We start from the raw sequence: 19,875 nt of genomic DNA on the forward strand, positions 1-19,875 counted from the left end.
GAAATAGCGAATAGTGATAGCAGTTTTAGCCGGTTTATCTGCTTTGTGTCGAGGTGAACAATGGCGGCTCACCATTCAAGGAGCTGATCTCATGCAAACACGTCAATTGGGCAAGAACGGACCACAGGTAAGCGCCATCGGTCTGGGCTGCATGGGCATGACCGATTTCTACACCACCGGCACCGACACCCGCGAAGCCACCGCCACCCTGCACCGGGCGCTGGAACTGGGGATCAACCTGCTCGACACCGCCGACATGTACGGCCCGCACACCAATGAAGAACTGATCGGCAAAGCCATTGCCGGCAAGCGTGACCAAGTGTTCCTGGCCAGCAAGTTCGGGATCGTGCGCGACCCGGCCAACCCGACCGCGCGGGGTGTCGATGGCCGCCCCGAGTACATCCGCCAATCGATCGACGGCACGTTGAAACGCCTGGGCGTCGACACCCTGGACTTGTACTACCAGCACCGGATCGACCCGCAAGTGGCCATTGAGGAAACCGTCGGCGCCATGGCCGAACTGGTGCAGGCCGGCAAGGTGCGTTACCTGGGTTTGAGCGAGGCCTCGGCCGCCACGCTGGAACGGGCGCACAAGGTGCATCCGATCAGCGCGTTGCAAAGTGAATTCTCGTTGTGGAGCCGCGATCAGGAAGACAACGGCTGCCTGGCGGCATGCCAGCGCCTGGGCATTGCGTTTGTGCCCTACAGCCCGCTCGGTCGGGGGTTTTTGACCGGCGCGCTAAAAAGCCCGGACGACTTCGCCGCGGATGACTACCGCCGCTTCAGCCCACGTTTTCAAGGGGAGAATTTCGCGAAAAACCTGTTGCTGGTGCAGCAAGTCCAAGCGCTGGCGGCGGATAAGGGCGTGACCGCCGGGCAACTGGCGTTGGCCTGGGTCCTGGCGCAAGGCGACTACCTGATCCCGATTCCCGGGACCAAGCAACGTAAATACCTGGAGGAAAATGTGGCGGCACTGGAGGTGAAACTGAGCAACAGCGAGTTGCAGGCGCTGGAAGCGATCTTCCCGGCCGAGGCCACCGCCGGCTTGCGTTACCCCGAAGAGGTGATGAAGTTGCTCGACCGCTGAACAGCCGTCCTCTGACCCGGTGCGGGTCGGGTCAGAGGATGACGCCTTACTTCTTCTTGACCGGGCCGTTGGTTTCGCCGTAGGTCTTGAGGTTTTGCAAGGCGTAAATGGCTTTCTTGTATTCGGGCACCAGGTAGTTGGCGTACTTGTTGCCCTTCAGGTTATTGCTCTGGATGGTGTCCAGTTGGATGGCAAAGTATTCCAGGGCATTGAATTTCGCGTCCACGTCCTTCGGCACGCCAAATTTATCGAACTCGTTTCCCGCGTTCAGCAGCGTCAGCGCCGTCACATCGCTGATGATGCCGTTCTGCTTGAGAAAGGTGCTCATGTTGCCGAGCTGCTTGACCGAAACGTTTTCCGGGTCGAAGCCCTTGACCTGCTTCCACATCGACATGGAATCCATCTTTGCCTTGTCGAGCGACAACGGGTTGGTGCCCACCTGACTCAAAATCTCTCGCGCCTTGACGCTTTGGCTCAGTGGCTTGGCATTGACCGAACCCTGTCGAACAAATACGCCGGCCTTCGCCGTCCAGTTGCCGACCAGACCAATCGTCATGACCGAACTCCTGCCAGCGTGAGAAGAGAGGAATGTCCTTGCGACGGGAACATAAAAAATCCTTGTTTAACCGAGATGAATGCGGGGAAGTATCGGCGCGACGAGGACGTCCACCTACAAATATTTCTACTTTTTACAATTTTCGTACATTTACGATACAAACCACCAAGTGCCCAGTTTCATTGGCCTATATGAACTTTTAAAGTTTGCTGTAGCCGATCGATCGTCTGTCATAACTGCCGATGTAGCCGGTTTGTACCGTTTACGATACGCGCCTTTTGCGCACCGTCCGTCCCTCGATCCGTTTTCTTGCACGCGCGTACTAAAGCTCGCCCCCAGCGCGCCGATAAGTCCTGGATAGCCTTATTTTTCAAACCCGAACTCCCCAACAATAAGAACGCAGCACAAGGACCGGTCCCATGCCCGCATTCCGTACCATTCAGGCTCGCTACACGCTGTTTCTGGTCCTGTTCATCCTGCTGCTTTCCGTGCTCACGGTCGTGGGCATCAGCCAGTTGGTCGCGCCGAAGCTGCGCCACACCGAAGAACAAGTCGCCCTCAACCGTATCGCCGAAGTCGCCGAGCAGATCCAGGGCGAATTGAACAAAGTCCAGGCCCAGCAACGCAGCATCACCCAGACCATTCCCCTGCTCGACAGCGCCGCCATCGATACCGTGCTGCCCGGCCTGGTGGATCAGTACGGCGAGCTGAAGGTGTTTGGCGGCGGGATCTGGCCATTGCCCGGCCAGCGCGAAGCGGGACGCAACAAGTTCAGCACCTTCTGGCACCGCGACAGCTCCGGCAAACTGGCGGTCAACACCTTCTGGAACAGCGACGCCGCGCCCAACTATTACGACCAGACCTGGTACAAGGGCGGCATGGCCACCCCACGCGGCCAGTGCGCCTGGGCCGCCGCCTATAAAGATGACGCCAGTGCCGAGCCGCGCACCAACTGCGCCATGGCCATTCAGAAAAACGGCGTGGCCTACGGCGTGTCGACCATCGACGTGACCCTGGGCTTCTTCAACGACCTGATCGCGCGCAAGGAAAAAGACCTCGGCGCCGAAATGCTGATCGTCGAAGCCGACGGCAAAATCATCAGCAACAGTTCGCGCATCAGCGGGCCGGTCGTGCTGAAGAACATCAGTGAGCTGGCCGGCGGCTCGCCGTTCGCCAGCCAGGTCAAGGCCGGCCTGCCCAACCGCGACAAAGCCCAGCGCGTCGAATTCGACAACAACGGCGAAGCCAGTACCTTCTTCATGCGCCCGATCGAAGGCACACCGTGGTTCCTCGCCACCGCCCTGCCGACCAAGCTGATCACCGCCCAGCGTGACGATGTCCTGAACACCCTGAGCCTGTTGCAGATTCCGATGGTGATCCTGCTGGTGCTGCTGCAGATCTACGCGATCCGCCAGTTGATCAACCGCATGAAAATCCTCAAGGCCAACATCGACGCGCTGTCGGCTGGCGATGCTGACTTGACCAAACGCATCACCATTCGTGCCGAAGACGAACTGGGGGCCATCGGCCACTCGGTCAACGCTTTCATCATCTACTTGCAGAACATGATCGGCGAAGTGACCCAAGCCACCGGTGCCATGGCGTCGAGCCTGGACAATCTGCAACGGACTTCGGCGCACACCAGCCAGATCCTGGTGCGTCACGCCTCGGAAACCGATCAGACCGTCACCGCCATCACTGAAATGAGTTCGACCGCCGACAGCGTGGCGCAGAACGCCGCCGAAACCGCATCGTTCACCCAGCGCGCCAGCGAACACGCGGATCGCTCGCGCGTGGTGGTGGGTGAAGCCTCCAGCAGTGTGGTGGCCTTGATTGAAGAAGTGGCCAGCGCCACCCATAAAGTCGAAAACATGCAGCAGGACGCGCAGCGCATCACCGAGATTCTCGGGGTGATCGGCGCGATTGCCGGGCAAACCAACCTGCTGGCGCTCAACGCGGCGATTGAAGCGGCACGTGCCGGTGAACAAGGTCGTGGCTTTGCGGTGGTGGCCGATGAAGTCCGCGCCCTCGCCGCCCGGACCCAGGCCAGCACCTCGGAAATCAACGAAATGCTCAAACGCCTGACCCAAGGCGTGAGTTCCTCGGTGGCGGCCATGGAAAACACCCAGGCCAGTTGCCAGTCCGCCGCCGATGCGACGGCACGGGTCAACTCCGGCCTGGATGAAATGGCCGGCTCCGTCAGCCACATCAACAGCCTCAGCACCCAGATCGCCACCGCCGCCGAACAGCAAAGCGCCGTGACCGAAGAGATCAACCGCAGCATGGTGCAAATCCGCCACATGGTGGATGAACTGGTGAAAAGCGGTCACGCCAGCGAGCTGAACACCCAGCAGTTGCTGGAAGCCAATAGCCGCGTCAGCTCGATCATGGGGCGCTTCAAAGTCCGCTAGTCAACACAACCCCTGTAGGAGCAAAGCTTGCTCGCGAAAGCGCCGGTACATCCAACAATGATGTTGGCTGACACGACGCCATCGCGAGCAAGCTTTGCTCCTACAGGGGCAGCGTCACGCCAGAATATGCCTACAGGTAACGCCGCCTTTTCCAGCCTTGCGCCGGTTGACTGCCCTGCCCGCGCTCCCTATCCTCACGCCCGTCACGACTCATTCGTGATCGGGTTTGACGGCTCGGCGGTTTTAAGGTGCGCATTGTTCTCCAACTTTGCTCGTGCACTCGTGTGCTCGACACAAAGCTTTATGGTGACTGTGCGCGGGGCACTTTCGAGTGCGCCGGGTACCTTAGACCGGTCCGTCAACCTGCGCACAGTTGCCACCCATTCGTTTGACGGCGATCTTGTGGCAGCTCTTGATGACTAAGGAGCTACAACAATGACCCACGCAACCACAAAATCCACCCCGTTCTCCCCCTGCGATCACACCGACCACCACCTCTTCGCCGTACAACCCGACATTCCCCTGCTCGACGCCCTGGAACACGCCTCAATCTTCCTCAGCGGCGCCGAAGCCCTCGCCCACCAAGCCCCCAACGCCACCCGCCCGGAACACATCGCGACTCTGCGCTGGGCCAGCAAGCACCTGCTCGACACGGCCCGTTCGCTGGTTCAAGCCTCGATCGATGGTTTACACGCCGCGCAAGCGGGAGGTGAGGCATGAATCCGCATATGCCGATGACCAACAATGAATCCGACACCCCGGTGTTGCTGGTGGCCACGCAGGCGCCGTTGGACGTTTTGCACTGCCAGGCCGCCGCGCGGTTTCTGGCGGGGACGCAGATGATGGAGAGTCTGGCCAGCCTTGATATCAGTCAGGCCAAGGGCGCCGATGTGCAGCAATTGGCGCTGGCGGCGGCGCTGTTGTTAAGGGATGGGTGTGATGTGATGGATGTGTTGGGGCGGCGGATTCGGGCTCGGGTTTAAACGCCGGGTTTGAGGCCAGCCGTTAGGGCCTCTTCGCGGGCAAGCCTTGCTCCTACACGGGGGATCGTCGTACACAACATCTGTGTTCACCGCCGATCCCTGTAGGAGCGAGGCTTGCCCGCGAAGGCGGTTTCACATTCAGCAGGGATGTTGGCTGACACGCTGACTTCGCGAGCAAGCTTCGCTCCTACAGGATTGGTGTCGTTTTCGTATTACTTCGAAACACTCTCCCCCCGCGTTCCTGGCTAAAGTCGTCAAAATGCCTCTTTTTTTGACCGCCACCCGAGTCGAGACCTTCCCATGCGAACCCACCTGCGTCTGCTCGCTCTGAGCGCCCTGTTTCTCTCCTCCCTGGCCCAGGCCGCCGACCTGATCCCGATCGAAGTGCACCGCGATGCCAATTGCGGCTGCTGCAAGAAATGGATCAGCCACCTGGAAGCCAACGGCTTCAAGGTCGAGGATCACGTCGAAGCCGATATGAGCACGTTCAAGCAACAGCACGGCGTGCCGCCCCGCCTGGCGTCGTGTCATACCGCGTTGATCAACGGCAAGTTCGTCGAAGGCCATGTGCCGGCCGAGCAAGTGCTGGCGCTGAGCAAGCGTGCTGACCTGCTGGGGGTGGCGGCGCCGGGTATGCCGATGGGCTCGCCCGGCATGGAAATGGACGGCATGAGCGACGCTTATCAAGTCATCGGCCTGAAGAAGGACGGGACGGACACGGTGGTAGCGGACTATCCCGCCCATTGATGTCCGGCGCTTATATCGGGTTGTTCCTGGCGGCGTTCGGTGCCGCGACGCTGTTGCCGTTGCAGTCCGAAGCGGTGCTGGTGGGGCTGTTGCTCAGCGACCAGTATTGGCTGTGGTCGCTGCTGGCGGTCGCGACCCTGGGCAATGTCCTTGGCTCGCTGGTCAATTGGTGGCTGGGCCGTGGCATCGGGCGCTTTCGCGAGCGACGCTGGTTTCCCGTCAGCCCGCGGCATCTTGAAACAGCCCGAAAACATTATCAGCGCTACGGCCATTGGTCGTTGTTGCTCAGCTGGGTGCCGGTGATCGGCGATCCGCTGACCCTGGTGGCGGGCGTTATGCGCGAGCCGCTGGGGCGTTTCCTGTTGATCGTGACCCTCGCCAAGGGCGCTCGTTACGCCGTGCTGGCCCTGGCAACCTTGGGCTGGATGAGTTGAACGATCGGGGTCGCTGATTGCCTGTGTTTAATGTCGCCCTAATCATGCCCTTCCAGCATCCGTGCATTTCCCATGGAGTAAACCTATGTCCCCTTCCCGCTGGCTGCCCAGCCTGCTGCTGACCGCCGCACTGCCCGTCCTGGCCCATGCCGAAGGCCCGGCGTATGGCCCGCAGCTGCAAGGTTTCGACTACCCCTACACGGTCAAGCACTTTGCCTTTCAATCCCAAGGCAAATCCCTGCAGATGGGTTACATGGACGTCGCCGCCCATGGCAAGGCCAACGGGCGCAGCGTGGTGCTGCTGCACGGCAAGAACTTCTGCGGCGCCACGTGGGACAGTTCGATCAAGGCCCTGAGCGAGGCCGGTTACCGGGTCATCGCCCCGGACCAGATCGGTTTCTGCACCTCCAGCAAACCGGACAACTACCAATACACGTTCCAGCAACTGGCGACCAACACCCAGCAGTTGCTCAAGGCCCTGGGCATTCAGAAAGCCACGTTGCTGGGGCACTCCACCGGCGGCATGCTCGCCACCCGTTATGCCCTGCAATACCCGGAACAGGTCGAGCAACTGGCGCTGGTCAACCCCATCGGCCTGGAAGACTGGAAAGCCCTCGGCGTGCCGTATCGCACCGTCGATCAATGGAATGAGCGAGAGCTGAAAGTCACCGCCGAGAGCATCCGCGAGTACGAACGCAGCACCTATTACGCCGGGCACTGGAAGCCTGAGTTCGACCGTTGGGTCGACATGCTCGCCGGCTTGAGCAAAGGTCCGGGCAAGGCCCAGGTGGCATGGAACTCGGCGCTGATCTACGACATGATCTTCACCCAACCGGTGTACTACGAGTTCAAGGACTTGAAAGTGCCGACGCTGTTGCTGATCGGCACTTCCGACACCACCGCCATCGGCAAGGACATCGCGCCCCCGGCGGTCAAGGCGAAAATTGGTCACTATGAAGTGCTCGGCAAGCAGGTGGCCCAGCTGATTCCCCAATCGACGCTGATCGAATTCCCCGGCCTGGGCCACGCACCACAGATGGAAGAACCGGCGAAATTCCACCAGGCCCTGCTGGGCTGGCTAAGCAAATACAACCCTGTTCGCGGATGAGGTAAGGCTGATGGCAGTGCAGATTGCGGTGATCGATGACTGGCAGGACGTGGCCAGCGGCGTGGTGGACTGGTCAGTGCTCGACAGCATCGGCGACGTCAGTTTTAGCCACGACTACCCGGCCGACAACGACACCTTGGCCGAACGCCTGGGCGGGTTCGAGGTGATCTGCGTGATGCGCGAGCGCACGCGGTTCGACGAAGACCTGTTGCGCCGTTTGCCGAAACTGAAGTTGCTGGTCACCGGCGGCATGCGCAACGCCGCCCTGGACCTGAAAGCCGCCGCCGCGCTGGGAATTCAGGTCAGCGGCACCGACAGCTACAAACACGCGGCGCCGGAACTGACCTGGGCGCTGATCATGGCCGCCACCCGCAACCTCGTCGCCGAAGCCAACGCCCTGCGCGCCGGGCTTTGGCAACAAGGCCTGGGCGGCGATCTGCACGGCAAGACCCTGGCGATTCTCGGCCTGGGCAGCATCGGCCAGCGCGTGGCTCAATTCGGCCAGGTGTTCGGCATGCGGGTGATCGCCTGGAGCGAAAACCTCACGACCGAACGGGCTGCCGAGGTTGGCGTGACCTATGTGAGCAAGCAGGAGTTGTTCGAACAGGCCGATGTGCTATCGGTGCATTTGGTGCTCAGCGACCGCAGTCGCGGGATCGTCGACGCTCAGGCGCTGGACTGGATGAAACCCACCGCGCTGCTGGTCAACACCGCGCGCGGGCCGATTGTCGATGAAGCGGCGCTGATCAAGGCGTTGCAGAAAAATCGGCTGGCGGGGGCGGCGCTGGATGTGTTCGATGTGGAGCCGTTGCCCGCATTGCATCCGTTCAGGACGCTACCCAATGTGCTGGCCACGCCCCATGTCGGGTATGTCAGCCGACAGAATTACCAGCAGTTTTTTTCGCAGATGATTGAGGACATTCAGGGTTGGGCGGCAGGGGCGCCGGTTCGGTTGTTGACGTAAAACCCCGTTATCGTTCTTCGCGGGCAAGCCTCGCGCCTACAGGTTCACGCGATCCTCTGTAGGAGCGAGGCTTGCCCGCGAAGAGGCCCTCACATTCACACCAGCTCTCGAAATTCTCCGCACCGCAATGGTGCAAGACCCTCTCTCCCCGTGCACACCAATATGAATCCCCCGTGACATTTTGGCCCGCCATTCCAAAAAAACATGCCCTTCGTCGGTGCGTTTACCCTCCGAATCTGCACGTCCGTACCTCTTTAAACCGATTGTCGAACAATTTTGCCATTTGGTCCGTGCCGCTCTAAGTTCTGGCCTAGACTGATTTTCGCGGGCTGAAACCGGTCGGTCACAAAGCGGGAAAATAGTCGAAACTTTTGCCTGTCGTGCAGAGTCCTCTCTAAGACAGGTGCGTTCCGACTGGTGCAATCCTTGCAGTAACCCTTGTATGAGCCGCTCCACCCTTTGTGCTTTAGCGTATTGGGCAGCCCTTGCTCCTCGATGCGTAGCGCGTTTGCGCCCGGCCACAGGATTTGGCCACGAACACCGTTTGTGCCAGGCCTAGAATTAGATCAACAACACGGGAGATTCATATGATCAGTGCGGCTTTAGATATTCAGGGAGAACGTGCTCATCAGCAGGTCGGCGAATCGAGCGCCGTGAATGCCCCCAGCAGCAAGGTCATCAGCGTTCCCAAGACCCTTGCACCGGTGGCCAGTCAGAACCCGAACAAGAAAAAGGTTTTGTTTGTTACCTCGGAAATCGCCGATCTGGTGAAGACCGGCGGTCTGGGCGACGTCTCCGCGGCACTGCCCCGGGCCATGGCTCATCTGCACGACGTGCGTGTGCTGATCCCCGGTTACCCGCAAGTGCTGCACAGCGAAAACCCGATCCACATCATTGGTGAACTCGGCGGTCATGCCGCATTGCCGCCCTGCAAGATCGGGCGCATGGACATGCCCGACGGCCTGGTCATTTACGTGTTGATCTGCCCCGAGCTCTACGAGCGCGAAGGCTCGCCCTACGGCGCCAATAACGGTCGCGACTGGCCGGACAACCACATTCGCTTCGCCCGCCTGGGCCTGGCCGCTGCCGATATCGCCGCCAACCTCGCACAAATCCACTGGTGCCCGGACCTGGTGCACGCCCATGACTGGCCGGCCGGCCTGGCCCCTGCCTACATGCACTGGCGTGGACAACGCACTCCAACGCTCTTCACGATCCATAACCTCGCCTACCAAGGCGTGACCAGCCTCGGCTCTTGCCCGGAACTGGGTATTCCGATGCACGCGTTGCAACAGGAAGGCATGGAGTTCTACGGCAAGATGTCGTTCCTCAAGGCCGGCATGGCCTATTCGAGCCACATCACCACGGTCAGCGCCACCTACGCCCAGGAAATCACCACGCCAGCCTTTGGCTGCGGCCTCGACGGTTTTCTCGCCGCCAAGACCCAGCAAGGCCTGCTCAGCGGGATTCCCAACGGCATTGATGAAAGCTGGGACGCGGCCACCGATCCACACCTGTTCTGCCCGTTCACCATCGGCGACTGGGACGGCAAAGCCGTCAACGCCGCCCATGTCCGTGAGTTGTTCGGTCTTGAAGATTCCGAAGGTCCGCTGTTCGCCGTCGTGTCGCGCCTGGTCTACCAGAAAGGCCTCGACCTGACGGAAGCCGTAGCCGACTTCATCGTCGAAAACGGCGGGCAGATCGCAATCATCGGCCGTGGCGAGCCGGAAGAAGAACAAGCCATGCGCGAATTGGCGCTGCGCTTCCCCGGTCAAGTGGGTGTGCGCATCGGCTTCAACGAAACCGACGCCCGCCGCATGTTCGCCGGCAGCGATTTCCTGCTGATGCCGTCACGTTACGAACCTTGCGGCCTGAGCCAGATGTACGCCCAGCGCTTCGGCTCATTGCCGGTGGCACGCAACACGGGCGGCCTGGCCGACACCATTGAAAACGGTGTGACCGGGTTCCTGTTCGACGAATCCACCGTCGAAAGTTACCGCGAAGCCGTGGGCCGTGCGTTCAAGGTGTTCGCTTTCCCCGATCTGCTCAACGCCATGCGCTGCCGTGCCATGGCCGCACCGTTCAACTGGTGCAAGGCGGTCGAACCCTACGCCGAACTCTACGAACAACTGGTGGCTAAAGCCTTGGGTAAATCGGGCCACAAATAAGAAGAGGTTTTCAAAGATGCCGTTACGGACCCTTGAGACCTGGCCCCACGGCGCAATCATGCTGGACGCAGAGCACACGCGTTTTGCCTTGTGGGCGCCAGATGCGTTCGACGTCAGTGTCGAACTGGATGATGGACAATCCATACCGCTGCAACCCCAGGCCGATGGCTGGTTTGTGATTCAGACCCGCTGCCCGGCCGGCACGCGATACCGCTACAACATCGATGGCGAACAGGAGGTGCCCGACCCGGCCTCCCGCGCCCAGGCCGGGGACCTCGACCGCCACAGCGTGGTGGTCGACCCCCTCGCCTACCACTGGCAACACAACGACTGGCAAGGTCGGCCGTGGCATGAGGCGGTGATCTACGAATTGCACGTCGGCACGCTCGGCGGCTTCAGCGCGGTCGAGCAGCACCTGGCGCGCCTGGTCGAACTGGGCGTCACCGCGATCGAACTGATGCCACTGGCGCAATTCCCCGGCGAGCGCAATTGGGGCTACGACGGGGTCCTGCCCTACGCGCCCCAGGCCTCCTACGGTACCCCCGAACAACTCAAGCACCTGATCGACACGGCCCACGGCCATGGCCTGGCAGTGATTCTCGACGTGGTCTACAACCACTTCGGCCCCGACGGCAATTACCTGCATCGCTACGCCAAGGGTTTCTTCCGCGAAGACAAACACACGCCGTGGGGCGCGGCCATCGACTTCCGCCGCCGCGAGGTGCGCGACTTCTTTATCGAAAACGCGCTGATGTGGCTGCAGGAATACCGCTTCGACGGCTTGCGCCTGGACGCGGTGCACGCCATCGAAGACCCGGACTTCCTCCAGGAACTGGCGCAACGGGTACGTCGCCAGACCGCGCCGGGTCGGCATGTCTGGCTGAACCTGGAGAACGAACACAACCAGGCCAGCCTGCTGGAGCAAGGCTTCGACGCGCAGTGGAACGACGACGGCCACAACGCCCTGCATGTGCTGCTGACCGGCGAAACCGACGCCTATTACGCCGACTACGCCGAAAACCCCACCGAGCAACTGGCGCGCTGCCTGAGCGAAGGCTTTGTGTTCCAGGGCCACATCAATCGCCACGGTGAAGCGCGGGGCGAGCCCAGCGGTCACTTGCCGCCGAGCGCGTTCGTGCTGTTTTTGCAGAACCACGATCAGATCGGCAACCGCGCCTTTGGCGAACGCTTGCATCAACTGGCGCCGACCGATGCATTGAAAGCGGCGACTGCGTTGCTGCTGCTGTCCCCGATGATCCCGCTGATGTTCATGGGCGACGAGTTCGCCGCCGCGCAACCCTTCCTGTTTTTCACCAGCCATCACGGTGAACTGGCGGAACTGGTGCGCGAGGGGCGGCGTAATGAATTTGCGGCGTTCAGCGCGTTCAAGGATCCGCACAAAAGGGAAAAGATCCCCGACCCGAACGCGCCCGACACCTTTGAGGCGTCACAGCCGCGCCCGGCGGATGAGCCGGAGCAACAGGCGATTCACGCGTTGTATCGGCACCTGCTGAAACTGCGTCACGAGCACATCGTTGCGCACCTGCCCGGCGCCCGCGCCCTGGGCGCTGAAGTGCTGGGCGCAGGCGCCGTGTCCGCGCGCTGGCGTTTGGGCAACGGCAACCTGTTGCGTATTGACCTGAACCTCAGCGACACGCCTGTGGTCCACCCTCCACAGGCCGATGCGTTGCTGTTGTTCGAACACCCGCCCGCATCCGACCTGCTGAATCAGAGCAGCCTCGCCCCATTTAGCGTGCTCGTCAGCCTCACGGCTGCAAACCCTTTGCTACCTGATGGAGAGCGCCTATGAGCGATGCGCAACTGGAAATACTGGCCAGCCGAGCTGGCCTGGCGGTCGATTGGATCGACGCCAATGGCCGTCCACAGAAAGTCGCCCCGGCCGTGCTGCGCGCGGTGCTGATCGGGCTCGGCCACCCGGCCAGCACGGCCCAGGAAATCGACGCCAGCCTCCTGCAATTGCAAGAGTTCCAGCAAACCCGGCACTTGCCGCCGCTGATCACCGCGGATTTCGGTAAAGGCCTGGATCTGGCGCGCTATTTCGAGCCCGAAACACCGTGCGAAGTGCACCTGGAAGACGGTTCGCGCCTGCACCTCAAACTCGATGCCGAAGCAGTCCTGCCCGGCTTGATCCCGGTCGGCTATCAGCACGTCAGCATCGACGGCCAATCCTTCACGTTGGCCGTGGCGCCCGAGCGTTGCTACAGCGTCGGCGACGCGGTCGACAGTCCGATCCCGCGCACCTGGGGCCTGAGCGTGCAGCTCTATTCCCTGCGTCGCCCCGGCGATGGCGGCTTTGGCGATACCCAGGCGTTGGAAGAGCTGGCCCGAGTGGCCGGCGAACGCGGTGCCGAAGCGTTGGCGATCAGCCCGATGCACGCGATGTTCAGCAGCGACACCCACCGCTACAGCCCGTATTCACCGTCCAGCCGCTTGTTCCTCAACAGTCTGTATGCCGCGCCGGGGGCGATCCTCGGCGAACGCGCCCTGCGTGATGCAATTGACGCCACCGGGCTGGCCGAGCAACTGCAAGCACTCGAAGCCCTGCCGCTGATCAACTGGCCGGTGGCCGCTGAAGCCAAACACCGGTTGTTGCAGGCGCTCTACGAAGGCTTCGTCCAGGGCGAACACCCTTTGCACGAAGACTTCAGCAGCTTCCGCCACGCCGGCGGCGAAGCCCTGGAAAACCACTGCCGTTTCGAGGCGATCCAGGAAGCCCGCGCCGCTCGCGGTGAAGACCTGGACTGGCGGCACTGGCCGCAGGAATGGCAGGACCCGCGCAGCACCGCGCTGGCCGACTTTGCCGAAGAAAACGCCGGCCGCATCGGCTTCTTCGCCTTCTGCCAATGGTTGATCGACCGCTGCCTGGCCCGTGCGCAAACCGCTGCAGTCAGCGCCGGCATGGGCATTGGCCTGGTGGCGGACCTCGCAGTCGGCGCCGATGGCGGCGGCAGTCAGGCCTGGAGTCGTCAGGACGAATTGCTCGCCTCGCTGACCGTCGGCGCACCGCCGGACATCCTCAACCGTACCGGCCAAGGCTGGGGCATTTCCGCGTTTTCCCCGGAAGGCCTGGTGCGTAACGGCTTTCGCGCGTTCATCGAAATGCTTCGGGCCAACTTCGCCCACGCCGGTGGCCTGCGCATCGACCATGTGATGGGCCTGCAACGTTTGTGGGTGATCCCCAACGACGCACCGCCCGCCGATGGCGCCTACCTGTATTACCCGGTGGACGACCTGCTGCGTCTGCTGACCCTCGAATCCCATCGGCACCAGGCGATCGTGCTCGGCGAAGACCTGGGCACGGTGGCCGACGGCCTGCGGGAAAAACTCATCGCCCGCTCGATCCTCGGCATGCGCGTGCTGTTGTTTGAACAGGACAACACCCACTTCAAGTCGATCCTCGACTGGCCGGACAATGCCCTGGCGACCACCAGCACCCATGACTTGCCGACACTCAACGGCTGGTGGCACGGGCATGACATCGACTGGAATGCGCGGCTCGGCCTGGTGGATCCCCTGGGCGAGATCGAGTGGCGCCATCACCGCGAACGCGAGCGCGAAGGCCTGCGCCGCGTGTTGAGTGAAGACCCGCAGAACTTTCGCGAAGAGTCCCACGAATCCGATCAGGTGCTCGACGCTGCCATCCGGTTCCTCGGCCACACCCGTGCGCCGCTGGTGCTGCTGCCGCTGGAAGATGCCCTGGGCATCGAACAGCAAGCCAACCTGCCGGGCACCACCGATTCGCACCCGAACTGGTCGCGACGCCTGCGCGGTGACAGTGAAGCGTTGCTCGATGACCCGGACGCCGCCCGGCGCCTGGAACTGCTCGCCTGCGCGCGACTTCAGGCGGCCGAGCGTGACCAATGAATCAAGCCTTCATTCAGCCGCTGCGCGCGACCCTGCGCCTGCAATTTCATAAAGGGTTCACCCTGGACGATGCGGTGCCGCTGGTGCCGTACTTCGCCCGCCTGGGCATCAGCCATGTCTACGCCTCGCCGCTGCTCAGCGCCCGCGCCGGTTCCATGCACGGCTACGACGTGGTGGACCCGACCACGGTTAACCCGGAACTCGGCGGTGAAGCGGCGTTGCGCCGTTTGGTCGCGGCCCTGCGCGAGCAGAAAATGGGGCTGATCCTCGACATCGTCTCCAATCACATGGCCGTCGGCGGCGGCGACAACCCGTGGTGGCTGGACTTGCTGGAATGGGGACGCCTGAGTCCCTACGGTGAGTTTTTCGACATCCAGTGGCATTCGCCGGACCCATTGATGGAAGGCCAATTGTTGCTGCCGTTCTTGGGCAGCGACTATGGCGTGGCGTTGCAGGACGGCACCCTGCCCCTGCGCTTCGATGCCGGGCGCGGCGAGTTTTTCGTCGAGCACTACGACCATCACTTTCCAATCTGCCCGACCTGGTACGGCGAGCTGCTCAAGCCCAACGAGCAACTGAACGCCGAACAGACCGAACAACTGAAATTCCTCAGCGACCGTTTTGCGGCGCTGAGCTTTCAGACCGACGCCCACAGCCTGGCGATTCCCCTGCAAGAGGAACTGCGCGAGTTGGCGGGCGACCCGGCAATCCTGCACGCCCTCCAACAGCAGATCAGCACCTATGACTCGCTGACACCAGAAGGCTTCCACAACCTGCACAACCTGCTGGAGCGCCAGAGTTATCGGCTGGCCAGTTGGCGCACGGCGGCGGATGACATCAACTGGCGGCGCTTTTTCGATGTCAACGAACTGGGCGGTTTGCGCGTTGAGCGCCCGGCCGTGTTCGAAGCCACCCACGCGAAAATCTTCGAGCTGATCACCGAAGGCCTGGTGGACGGCTTGCGCATTGACCACATCGACGGCCTCGCCGACCCACGGGGTTATTGCCGCAAACTGCGCCGCCGGGTCGACAGCCTGTCACCAGAGCGGCACTTGCCGATCTACGTCGAAAAGATCCTCGGCGAAGGCGAAACCCTGCACCGCGACTGGTCGGTGGACGGCACCACCGGTTACGAATTCATGAACCAGTTGTCGCTGCTGCAACACGACCCGGCCGGCGCTGAAACCCTGGGCGAGTTGTGGAACCGTCACAGCGAGCGCCCCGCCGAATTCATCCAGGAAGCACGATTGGCACGCCAGCAGATCCTCAATGGCTCGCTGGCCGGGGATTTCGAAAGCGTCGCCCAAGCGCTGTTGCAAGTGGCCCGGGATGACGTGATGACCCGCGACCTGACCCTCGGCGCGATCCGCCGGGCCTTGCAGGAATTGATCGTGCATTTCCCGGTGTACCGCACCTACATCAGCCCCCGTGGCCGCTCGGCCGAGGACGATGTGTTTTTCCAGCAAGCCATGGACGGTGCGCGGCTGACGCTGAGCGAGGCCGACTGGCCGGTGCTCGATTGCCTGGCCGGCTGGCTTGGCGGCGAGCCTTGGCGCAAGCGCCCGGTGGGCCGCCAGCGCAAGATCCTCAAGCATGCCTGCGTACGCTTTCAGCAGCTGACGTCGCCGGCGGCGGCCAAGGCTGTGGAAGACACCGCGTTCTATCGCTCGGCGGTGTTGCTGTCGCGCAATGACGTGGGCTTCAGCACCGAGCAGTTCAGTGCGCCGGTCAGCGACTTCCATGCGGTGTGCCGCAGTCGCCTCGACACCTTCCCGAACAATCTGCTGGCCACCGCGACCCACGACCACAAACGCGGCGAAGACACCCGGGCGCGGCTCGCGGTGTTGAGTGAGCGCAGCACGTGGTACGCCGAACAGGTCGAGCACTGGCGGGAAATGGCGCGAGCACTGCGCAGCGATGACAGCGCGCCGTCGGCGGGTGACGAGTTGATTCTGTATCAAGCCATCCTCGGCAGTTGGCCGCTGGACCTGCGCAGCGACGATCAACCGGCGCTGGCGGACTACGCCAAACGCCTGTGGCAGTGGCAGCAAAAAGCCCTGCGCGAAGCCAAGCTGCAAAGCAGTTGGAGCGCGCCGAACGACGCTTACGAGCAAGCCACCGAAGCCTTTCTCAACCGGCTGTTGCTGAGCTCGGAAGGTCAGGCATTGCGCACCGCCCTCGCTGAAGCGGCGCAGGCCATTGCCGCACCCGGTGCGTTGAATGGTTTGGCGCAAACCTTGCTGCGCATGACCGTGCCGGGGGTGCCGGACCTCTATCAGGGCAATGCCTTCTGGGACTTTACCCTGGTCGATCCGGACAACCGCCGACCGGTGGATTACACGGCCCGTGAACAGGCGTTGCAGGCACCGTTCGAACTGGCGCCGTTGCTGGCGAACTGGCGTGACGGGCACATCAAGCAACGCCTGATCGTCACAACCTTGCAGCGCCGGGCCGAGCACGCCGAGCTGTTCCGTCAAGGGGCCTATCGTGCCCTTGAAGTGGTGGGCAGCGAAGCGCATCGGGTGTTGGCGTTTGCTCGCCAGCACGCACATACCTGGGCCATCGTGATCGTGCCGATCCGCTGTGCCGGGTTGCTGGAAAACAGTGCCGTACCTCAGGTTGGCGCGCCGCAGTGGGGCGATACCCGGGTGAAATTACCGTTCGCCGCCCCGGACCAAAACCTGAAGGGACTTTTTTCCACCGTAGCAGTCACAAACCACAGGGAGCTGAATATCAGCGCCGCGCTGGGGGATTTCCCGGTCAATCTCTTTATTCAAACTATCGACACTTGAGTTCAGTTCAGGAGCATTGCGATGAGTACCGAAGATAAACGCGTTCGCGAATTTGCCTATCAAATCTGGGAGTCCGAAGGCAAGCCCGAAGGCCAGGAAGAACGTCATTGGGAGATGGCGCGCAAACTGGCTGAAGCGGAAGCCCTGGCACCCAAGAAATCGTCGAAAGCAGCCGCCGGCAAGACCCCGGCTGCCAGCAAGGCTAACGGCAAGCTCGACGCCAAGCCCGACAGCAAGGCGCCAGCAGCGAAAGCCAAAGCCAAACCGGCTGCGGCGGCAAAAGTAACCCCGCCAGGGGAAAAAGCTGCCGAGAAGAAACCACGTACCGCGAAAAAACCACCTGCGGTCTGACGTTTCACGCTTTTGAACTGACTGATCCCGTGGCGGGTTCGCTCGCCACTGTGGGCGCGTTCGCCCGCAAAAAAAACCGGAACGCCACCGTTCCCCGTAGGCGCTGCCGAAGGCTGCGATCTTTTGACTTTGAAAAGCAAGATCAAAGATCGCAGCCTTCGGCAGCGCCTACGTATCAAGACCGACGGGCATTACACCGTTTATGTCACCCCTATTTGCAGGAGCATCTATGACCAATCCAAAGAAAGCCGCGCCAGAACCTCACGCCGAGGCCTCGCGAATCCGTGAAGGTTTGCCCTTCCCGCTGGGCGCGACCTGGGATGGCCTGGGGGTCAACTTTGCGCTGTTTTCCGCCAACGCCACCAAGGTCGAGCTGTGCATCTTCGACGATGCCGGCGAAGTCGAACTGGAGCGCATCGAGCTGCCGGAATACACCGACGAGATCTACCACGGCTACCTGCCTGACGCCCATCCGGGGCTGATCTACGGCTACCGTGTCTACGGTCCGTACGACCCGGCCAACGGCCATCGTTTCAACCACAACAAATTGCTGATCGACCCCTACGCCAAGCAATTGGTCGGTGAGCTGAAATGGTCGGAAGCGCTGTTCGGCTACACCATCGGCCATAAAGACGCCGACCTCAGCTTCGACGAACGCGACAGCGCGCCGTTCGTGCCCAAGTGCAAAGTCATCGACCCGGCCCACACCTGGGGCCACGACCATCGAGTCAGCATTCCGTGGGACAAAACGATCATTTATGAGACTCACGTGCGCGGCATCAGCATGCGTCACCCTTCCGTCCCCGAGAACGTGCGTGGCACCTTCGCCGGGTTGATGGTCGATGACGTGCTCGAACACATCCGCAAGCTCGGCGTGTCGACCGTGGAATTGCTGCCGATCCACGCCTTCGTCAACGACCAGCATCTCTTGCACAAAGGCATGACCAATTACTGGGGCTACAACAGCATCGCCTTCTTCGCCCCGGACCCGCGCTACCTGGCCAGCGGCAAGATCGCCGAGTTCAAGGAGATGGTCGCGCACCTGCACGAAGCCAATCTGGAAGTGATCCTCGACGTGGTCTACAACCACACCGCCGAGGGCAACGAACAAGGCCCGACCCTGTCGATGCGCGGCATCGACAACGCCTCGTACTACCGCTTGATGCCCGACGACAAGCGCTTCTACATCAACGATTCCGGGACCGGCAACACCCTGGATCTGAGTCACCCGTGCGTGCTGCAAATGGTCACCGACTCGTTGCGCTACTGGGCCACGGAAATGCACGTGGACGGTTTCCGCTTCGACCTGGCGACCATTCTCGGGCGTTATCACGACGGTTTCGACGAGCGCCACAGCTTCCTCGTCGCCTGTCGCCAGGATCCGGTGCTGCGCCAGGTGAAAATGATCGCCGAGCCCTGGGACTGCGGCCCCGGTGGTTATCAGGTCGGTGGCTTCCCACCGGGCTGGGTCGAGTGGAACGACAAATTCCGCGACACCGTGCGCGCGTTCTGGAAAGGCGATGACGGGCAACTGGCGGACTTCGCCAGCCGCATGACCGCGTCCGGCGAAATGTTCAACCAGCGCGGACGTCGGCCATACGCCTCGGTGAATTTCATCACCGCCCACGACGGTTTCACCCTCAACGACCTGGTGTCGTACAACGACAAGCACAACGAAGCCAACGACGAAAACAATCAGGACGGCAGCAACAACAACCTGTCGTGGAACCACGGCGTCGAAGGCCCGACCGACGATCCCGAGATCAACGAACTGCGCCAGCGCCAGATGCGCAACTTCTTCGCCACGCTGCTGCTGTCCCAGGGCACGCCGATGCTGGTGGCCGGCGACGAATTCGCCCGCACCCAGGACGGCAACAACAACGCCTATTGCCAGGACAGCGACATCGGCTGGGTCAATTGGGACCTGAGCGATGACGGCAAGGCCCTGCTCAAGTTCGTCAAACGCCTGATCAAGTTGCGCCTGGCCTATCCGATCCTGCGCCGTGGTCGTTTCCTGGTGGGTAATTACAACGAGGACATCGGCGTCAAGGACGTGACCTGGCTGGCCCCGGACGGCAGCGAGATGAGCACCGAACAATGGCAGGAAGCCCACGGTCGTTGCATGGGTATGCTGCTCGACGGTCGCGCCCAGGAAACCGGGATCCGCCGCAAAGGTGGCGACGCGACGCTACTGTTGGTGGTCAACGCCCACCACGACATCGTCAACTTCACCTTGCCCGAAGTGCCGGATGGCGGTCACTGGACCTGCATGATCGATACGAATCAACCGTCGATTCGCGGTCAGGAACGCTTCGATTTCGGTCATGAATATTCGGTCACCGGCCGTTCGCTGCTGCTGTTTGAATTGCAGCATGAGGAAGATGAGTGA

Annotated in this window: 15 protein-coding genes; 14 read left to right on the plus strand and 1 reads right to left on the minus strand. The window is 61.8% G+C overall.

The annotated features are described in order from the left end of the window. Positions 1-91: 91 nt before the first annotated feature. Positions 92-1,087, plus strand: a complete 996-nt coding sequence (locus ACY4LX_RS19585; RefSeq protein ID WP_149661448.1) for an aldo/keto reductase — start codon at positions 92-94, stop codon at positions 1,085-1,087. 46 nt (positions 1,088-1,133) lie between these two features. Here ACY4LX_RS19585 and ACY4LX_RS19590 read toward each other — a convergent pair whose 3' ends face one another. Continuing rightward, a complete protein-coding gene (locus tag ACY4LX_RS19590; RefSeq protein ID WP_149661449.1) occupies positions 1,134-1,643 on the minus strand; it encodes a hypothetical protein in 510 nt (169 codons plus the stop codon). Positions 1,644-2,062: 419 nt separating this feature from the next. On the opposite strand from ACY4LX_RS19590, the gene ACY4LX_RS19595 reads away from it, so the two are divergent. The 13 genes from ACY4LX_RS19595 to glgX all read left to right on the plus strand — a co-directional run bounded on the left by ACY4LX_RS19595 (position 2,063) and on the right by glgX (position 19,875). Next, the gene (locus tag ACY4LX_RS19595) at positions 2,063-4,054 is read left to right on the plus strand and encodes a methyl-accepting chemotaxis protein (protein WP_463257513.1); all 1,992 of its coding nucleotides are present in this window, start codon (positions 2,063-2,065) and stop codon (positions 4,052-4,054) included. Between the two features lie 435 nt (positions 4,055-4,489). Then, positions 4,490-4,774, plus strand: a complete 285-nt coding sequence (locus ACY4LX_RS19600; RefSeq protein ID WP_463257514.1) for a DUF3077 domain-containing protein — start codon at positions 4,490-4,492, stop codon at positions 4,772-4,774. Then, a complete protein-coding gene (locus tag ACY4LX_RS19605; RefSeq protein WP_463257515.1) occupies positions 4,771-5,037 on the plus strand; it encodes a short-chain dehydrogenase in 267 nt (88 codons plus the stop codon). The genes ACY4LX_RS19600 and ACY4LX_RS19605 overlap by 4 nt, the downstream gene beginning before the upstream one ends. Positions 5,038-5,337: 300 nt before the next feature. After that, on the plus strand, positions 5,338-5,784 hold the full coding sequence (locus tag ACY4LX_RS19610) for a DUF411 domain-containing protein (RefSeq protein WP_463257516.1): 447 nt from the start codon (positions 5,338-5,340) through the stop codon (positions 5,782-5,784). Beyond that, positions 5,784-6,218: a YqaA family protein gene (locus ACY4LX_RS19615; RefSeq protein WP_463257517.1), complete on the plus strand. Its 435-nt coding sequence runs from the start codon at positions 5,784-5,786 to the stop codon at positions 6,216-6,218. Before ACY4LX_RS19610 ends, ACY4LX_RS19615 begins: the two co-directional genes overlap by 1 nt. 85 nt (positions 6,219-6,303) lie before the next feature. After that, positions 6,304-7,326, plus strand: a complete 1,023-nt coding sequence (locus ACY4LX_RS19620) for an alpha/beta fold hydrolase (protein ID WP_149661454.1) — start codon at positions 6,304-6,306, stop codon at positions 7,324-7,326. A gap of 10 nt (positions 7,327-7,336) precedes the next feature. Further along, positions 7,337-8,290 (plus strand): D-2-hydroxyacid dehydrogenase family protein, encoded by a 954-nt coding sequence (locus ACY4LX_RS19625; protein ID WP_463257518.1) that lies wholly within the window; start codon positions 7,337-7,339, stop codon positions 8,288-8,290. A 587-nt stretch (positions 8,291-8,877) separates the two neighbouring features. After that, the gene (gene glgA / locus ACY4LX_RS19630) at positions 8,878-10,458 is read left to right on the plus strand and encodes a glycogen synthase GlgA (RefSeq protein WP_133840581.1); all 1,581 of its coding nucleotides are present in this window, start codon (positions 8,878-8,880) and stop codon (positions 10,456-10,458) included. A gap of 16 nt (positions 10,459-10,474) precedes the next feature. After that, a complete protein-coding gene (gene treZ, locus ACY4LX_RS19635; protein ID WP_463257519.1) occupies positions 10,475-12,268 on the plus strand; it encodes a malto-oligosyltrehalose trehalohydrolase in 1,794 nt (597 codons plus the stop codon). Then, on the plus strand, positions 12,265-14,343 hold the full coding sequence (gene malQ / locus ACY4LX_RS19640; RefSeq protein WP_463257520.1) for a 4-alpha-glucanotransferase: 2,079 nt from the start codon (positions 12,265-12,267) through the stop codon (positions 14,341-14,343). Before treZ ends, malQ begins: the two co-directional genes overlap by 4 nt. After that, a complete protein-coding gene (locus ACY4LX_RS19645) occupies positions 14,340-17,135 on the plus strand; it encodes a malto-oligosyltrehalose synthase (RefSeq protein WP_463257521.1) in 2,796 nt (931 codons plus the stop codon). Before malQ ends, ACY4LX_RS19645 begins: the two co-directional genes overlap by 4 nt. Positions 17,136-17,156: 21 nt before the next feature. Then, positions 17,157-17,486, plus strand: coding sequence for a DUF2934 domain-containing protein (locus ACY4LX_RS19650; protein ID WP_149661460.1), 330 nt, complete (start codon positions 17,157-17,159; stop codon positions 17,484-17,486). Between the two features lie 229 nt (positions 17,487-17,715). After that, a complete protein-coding gene (gene glgX / locus ACY4LX_RS19655) occupies positions 17,716-19,875 on the plus strand; it encodes a glycogen debranching protein GlgX (RefSeq protein ID WP_463257522.1) in 2,160 nt (719 codons plus the stop codon).

It is taken from the genome of Pseudomonas sp. Emmai (assembly GCF_055179735.1).

Coding starts and splice junctions, on each gene's coding strand:
- ACY4LX_RS19585 (WP_149661448.1), top strand. CDS start 92: ATGCAAACACGTCAATTGGGCAAGAACGGACCACAGGTAAGCGCCATC.
- ACY4LX_RS19590 (WP_149661449.1), bottom strand. CDS start 1,643: ATGACGATTGGTCTGGTCGGCAACTGGACGGCGAAGGCCGGCGTATTT.
- ACY4LX_RS19595 (WP_463257513.1), top strand. CDS start 2,063: ATGCCCGCATTCCGTACCATTCAGGCTCGCTACACGCTGTTTCTGGTC.
- ACY4LX_RS19600 (WP_463257514.1), top strand. CDS start 4,490: ATGACCCACGCAACCACAAAATCCACCCCGTTCTCCCCCTGCGATCAC.
- ACY4LX_RS19605 (WP_463257515.1), top strand. CDS start 4,771: ATGAATCCGCATATGCCGATGACCAACAATGAATCCGACACCCCGGTG.
- ACY4LX_RS19610 (WP_463257516.1), top strand. CDS start 5,338: ATGCGAACCCACCTGCGTCTGCTCGCTCTGAGCGCCCTGTTTCTCTCC.
- ACY4LX_RS19615 (WP_463257517.1), top strand. CDS start 5,784: ATGTCCGGCGCTTATATCGGGTTGTTCCTGGCGGCGTTCGGTGCCGCG.
- ACY4LX_RS19620 (WP_149661454.1), top strand. CDS start 6,304: ATGTCCCCTTCCCGCTGGCTGCCCAGCCTGCTGCTGACCGCCGCACTG.
- ACY4LX_RS19625 (WP_463257518.1), top strand. CDS start 7,337: ATGGCAGTGCAGATTGCGGTGATCGATGACTGGCAGGACGTGGCCAGC.
- glgA (WP_133840581.1), top strand. CDS start 8,878: ATGATCAGTGCGGCTTTAGATATTCAGGGAGAACGTGCTCATCAGCAG.
- treZ (WP_463257519.1), top strand. CDS start 10,475: ATGCCGTTACGGACCCTTGAGACCTGGCCCCACGGCGCAATCATGCTG.
- malQ (WP_463257520.1), top strand. CDS start 12,265: ATGAGCGATGCGCAACTGGAAATACTGGCCAGCCGAGCTGGCCTGGCG.
- ACY4LX_RS19645 (WP_463257521.1), top strand. CDS start 14,340: ATGAATCAAGCCTTCATTCAGCCGCTGCGCGCGACCCTGCGCCTGCAA.
- ACY4LX_RS19650 (WP_149661460.1), top strand. CDS start 17,157: ATGAGTACCGAAGATAAACGCGTTCGCGAATTTGCCTATCAAATCTGG.
- glgX (WP_463257522.1), top strand. CDS start 17,716: ATGACCAATCCAAAGAAAGCCGCGCCAGAACCTCACGCCGAGGCCTCG.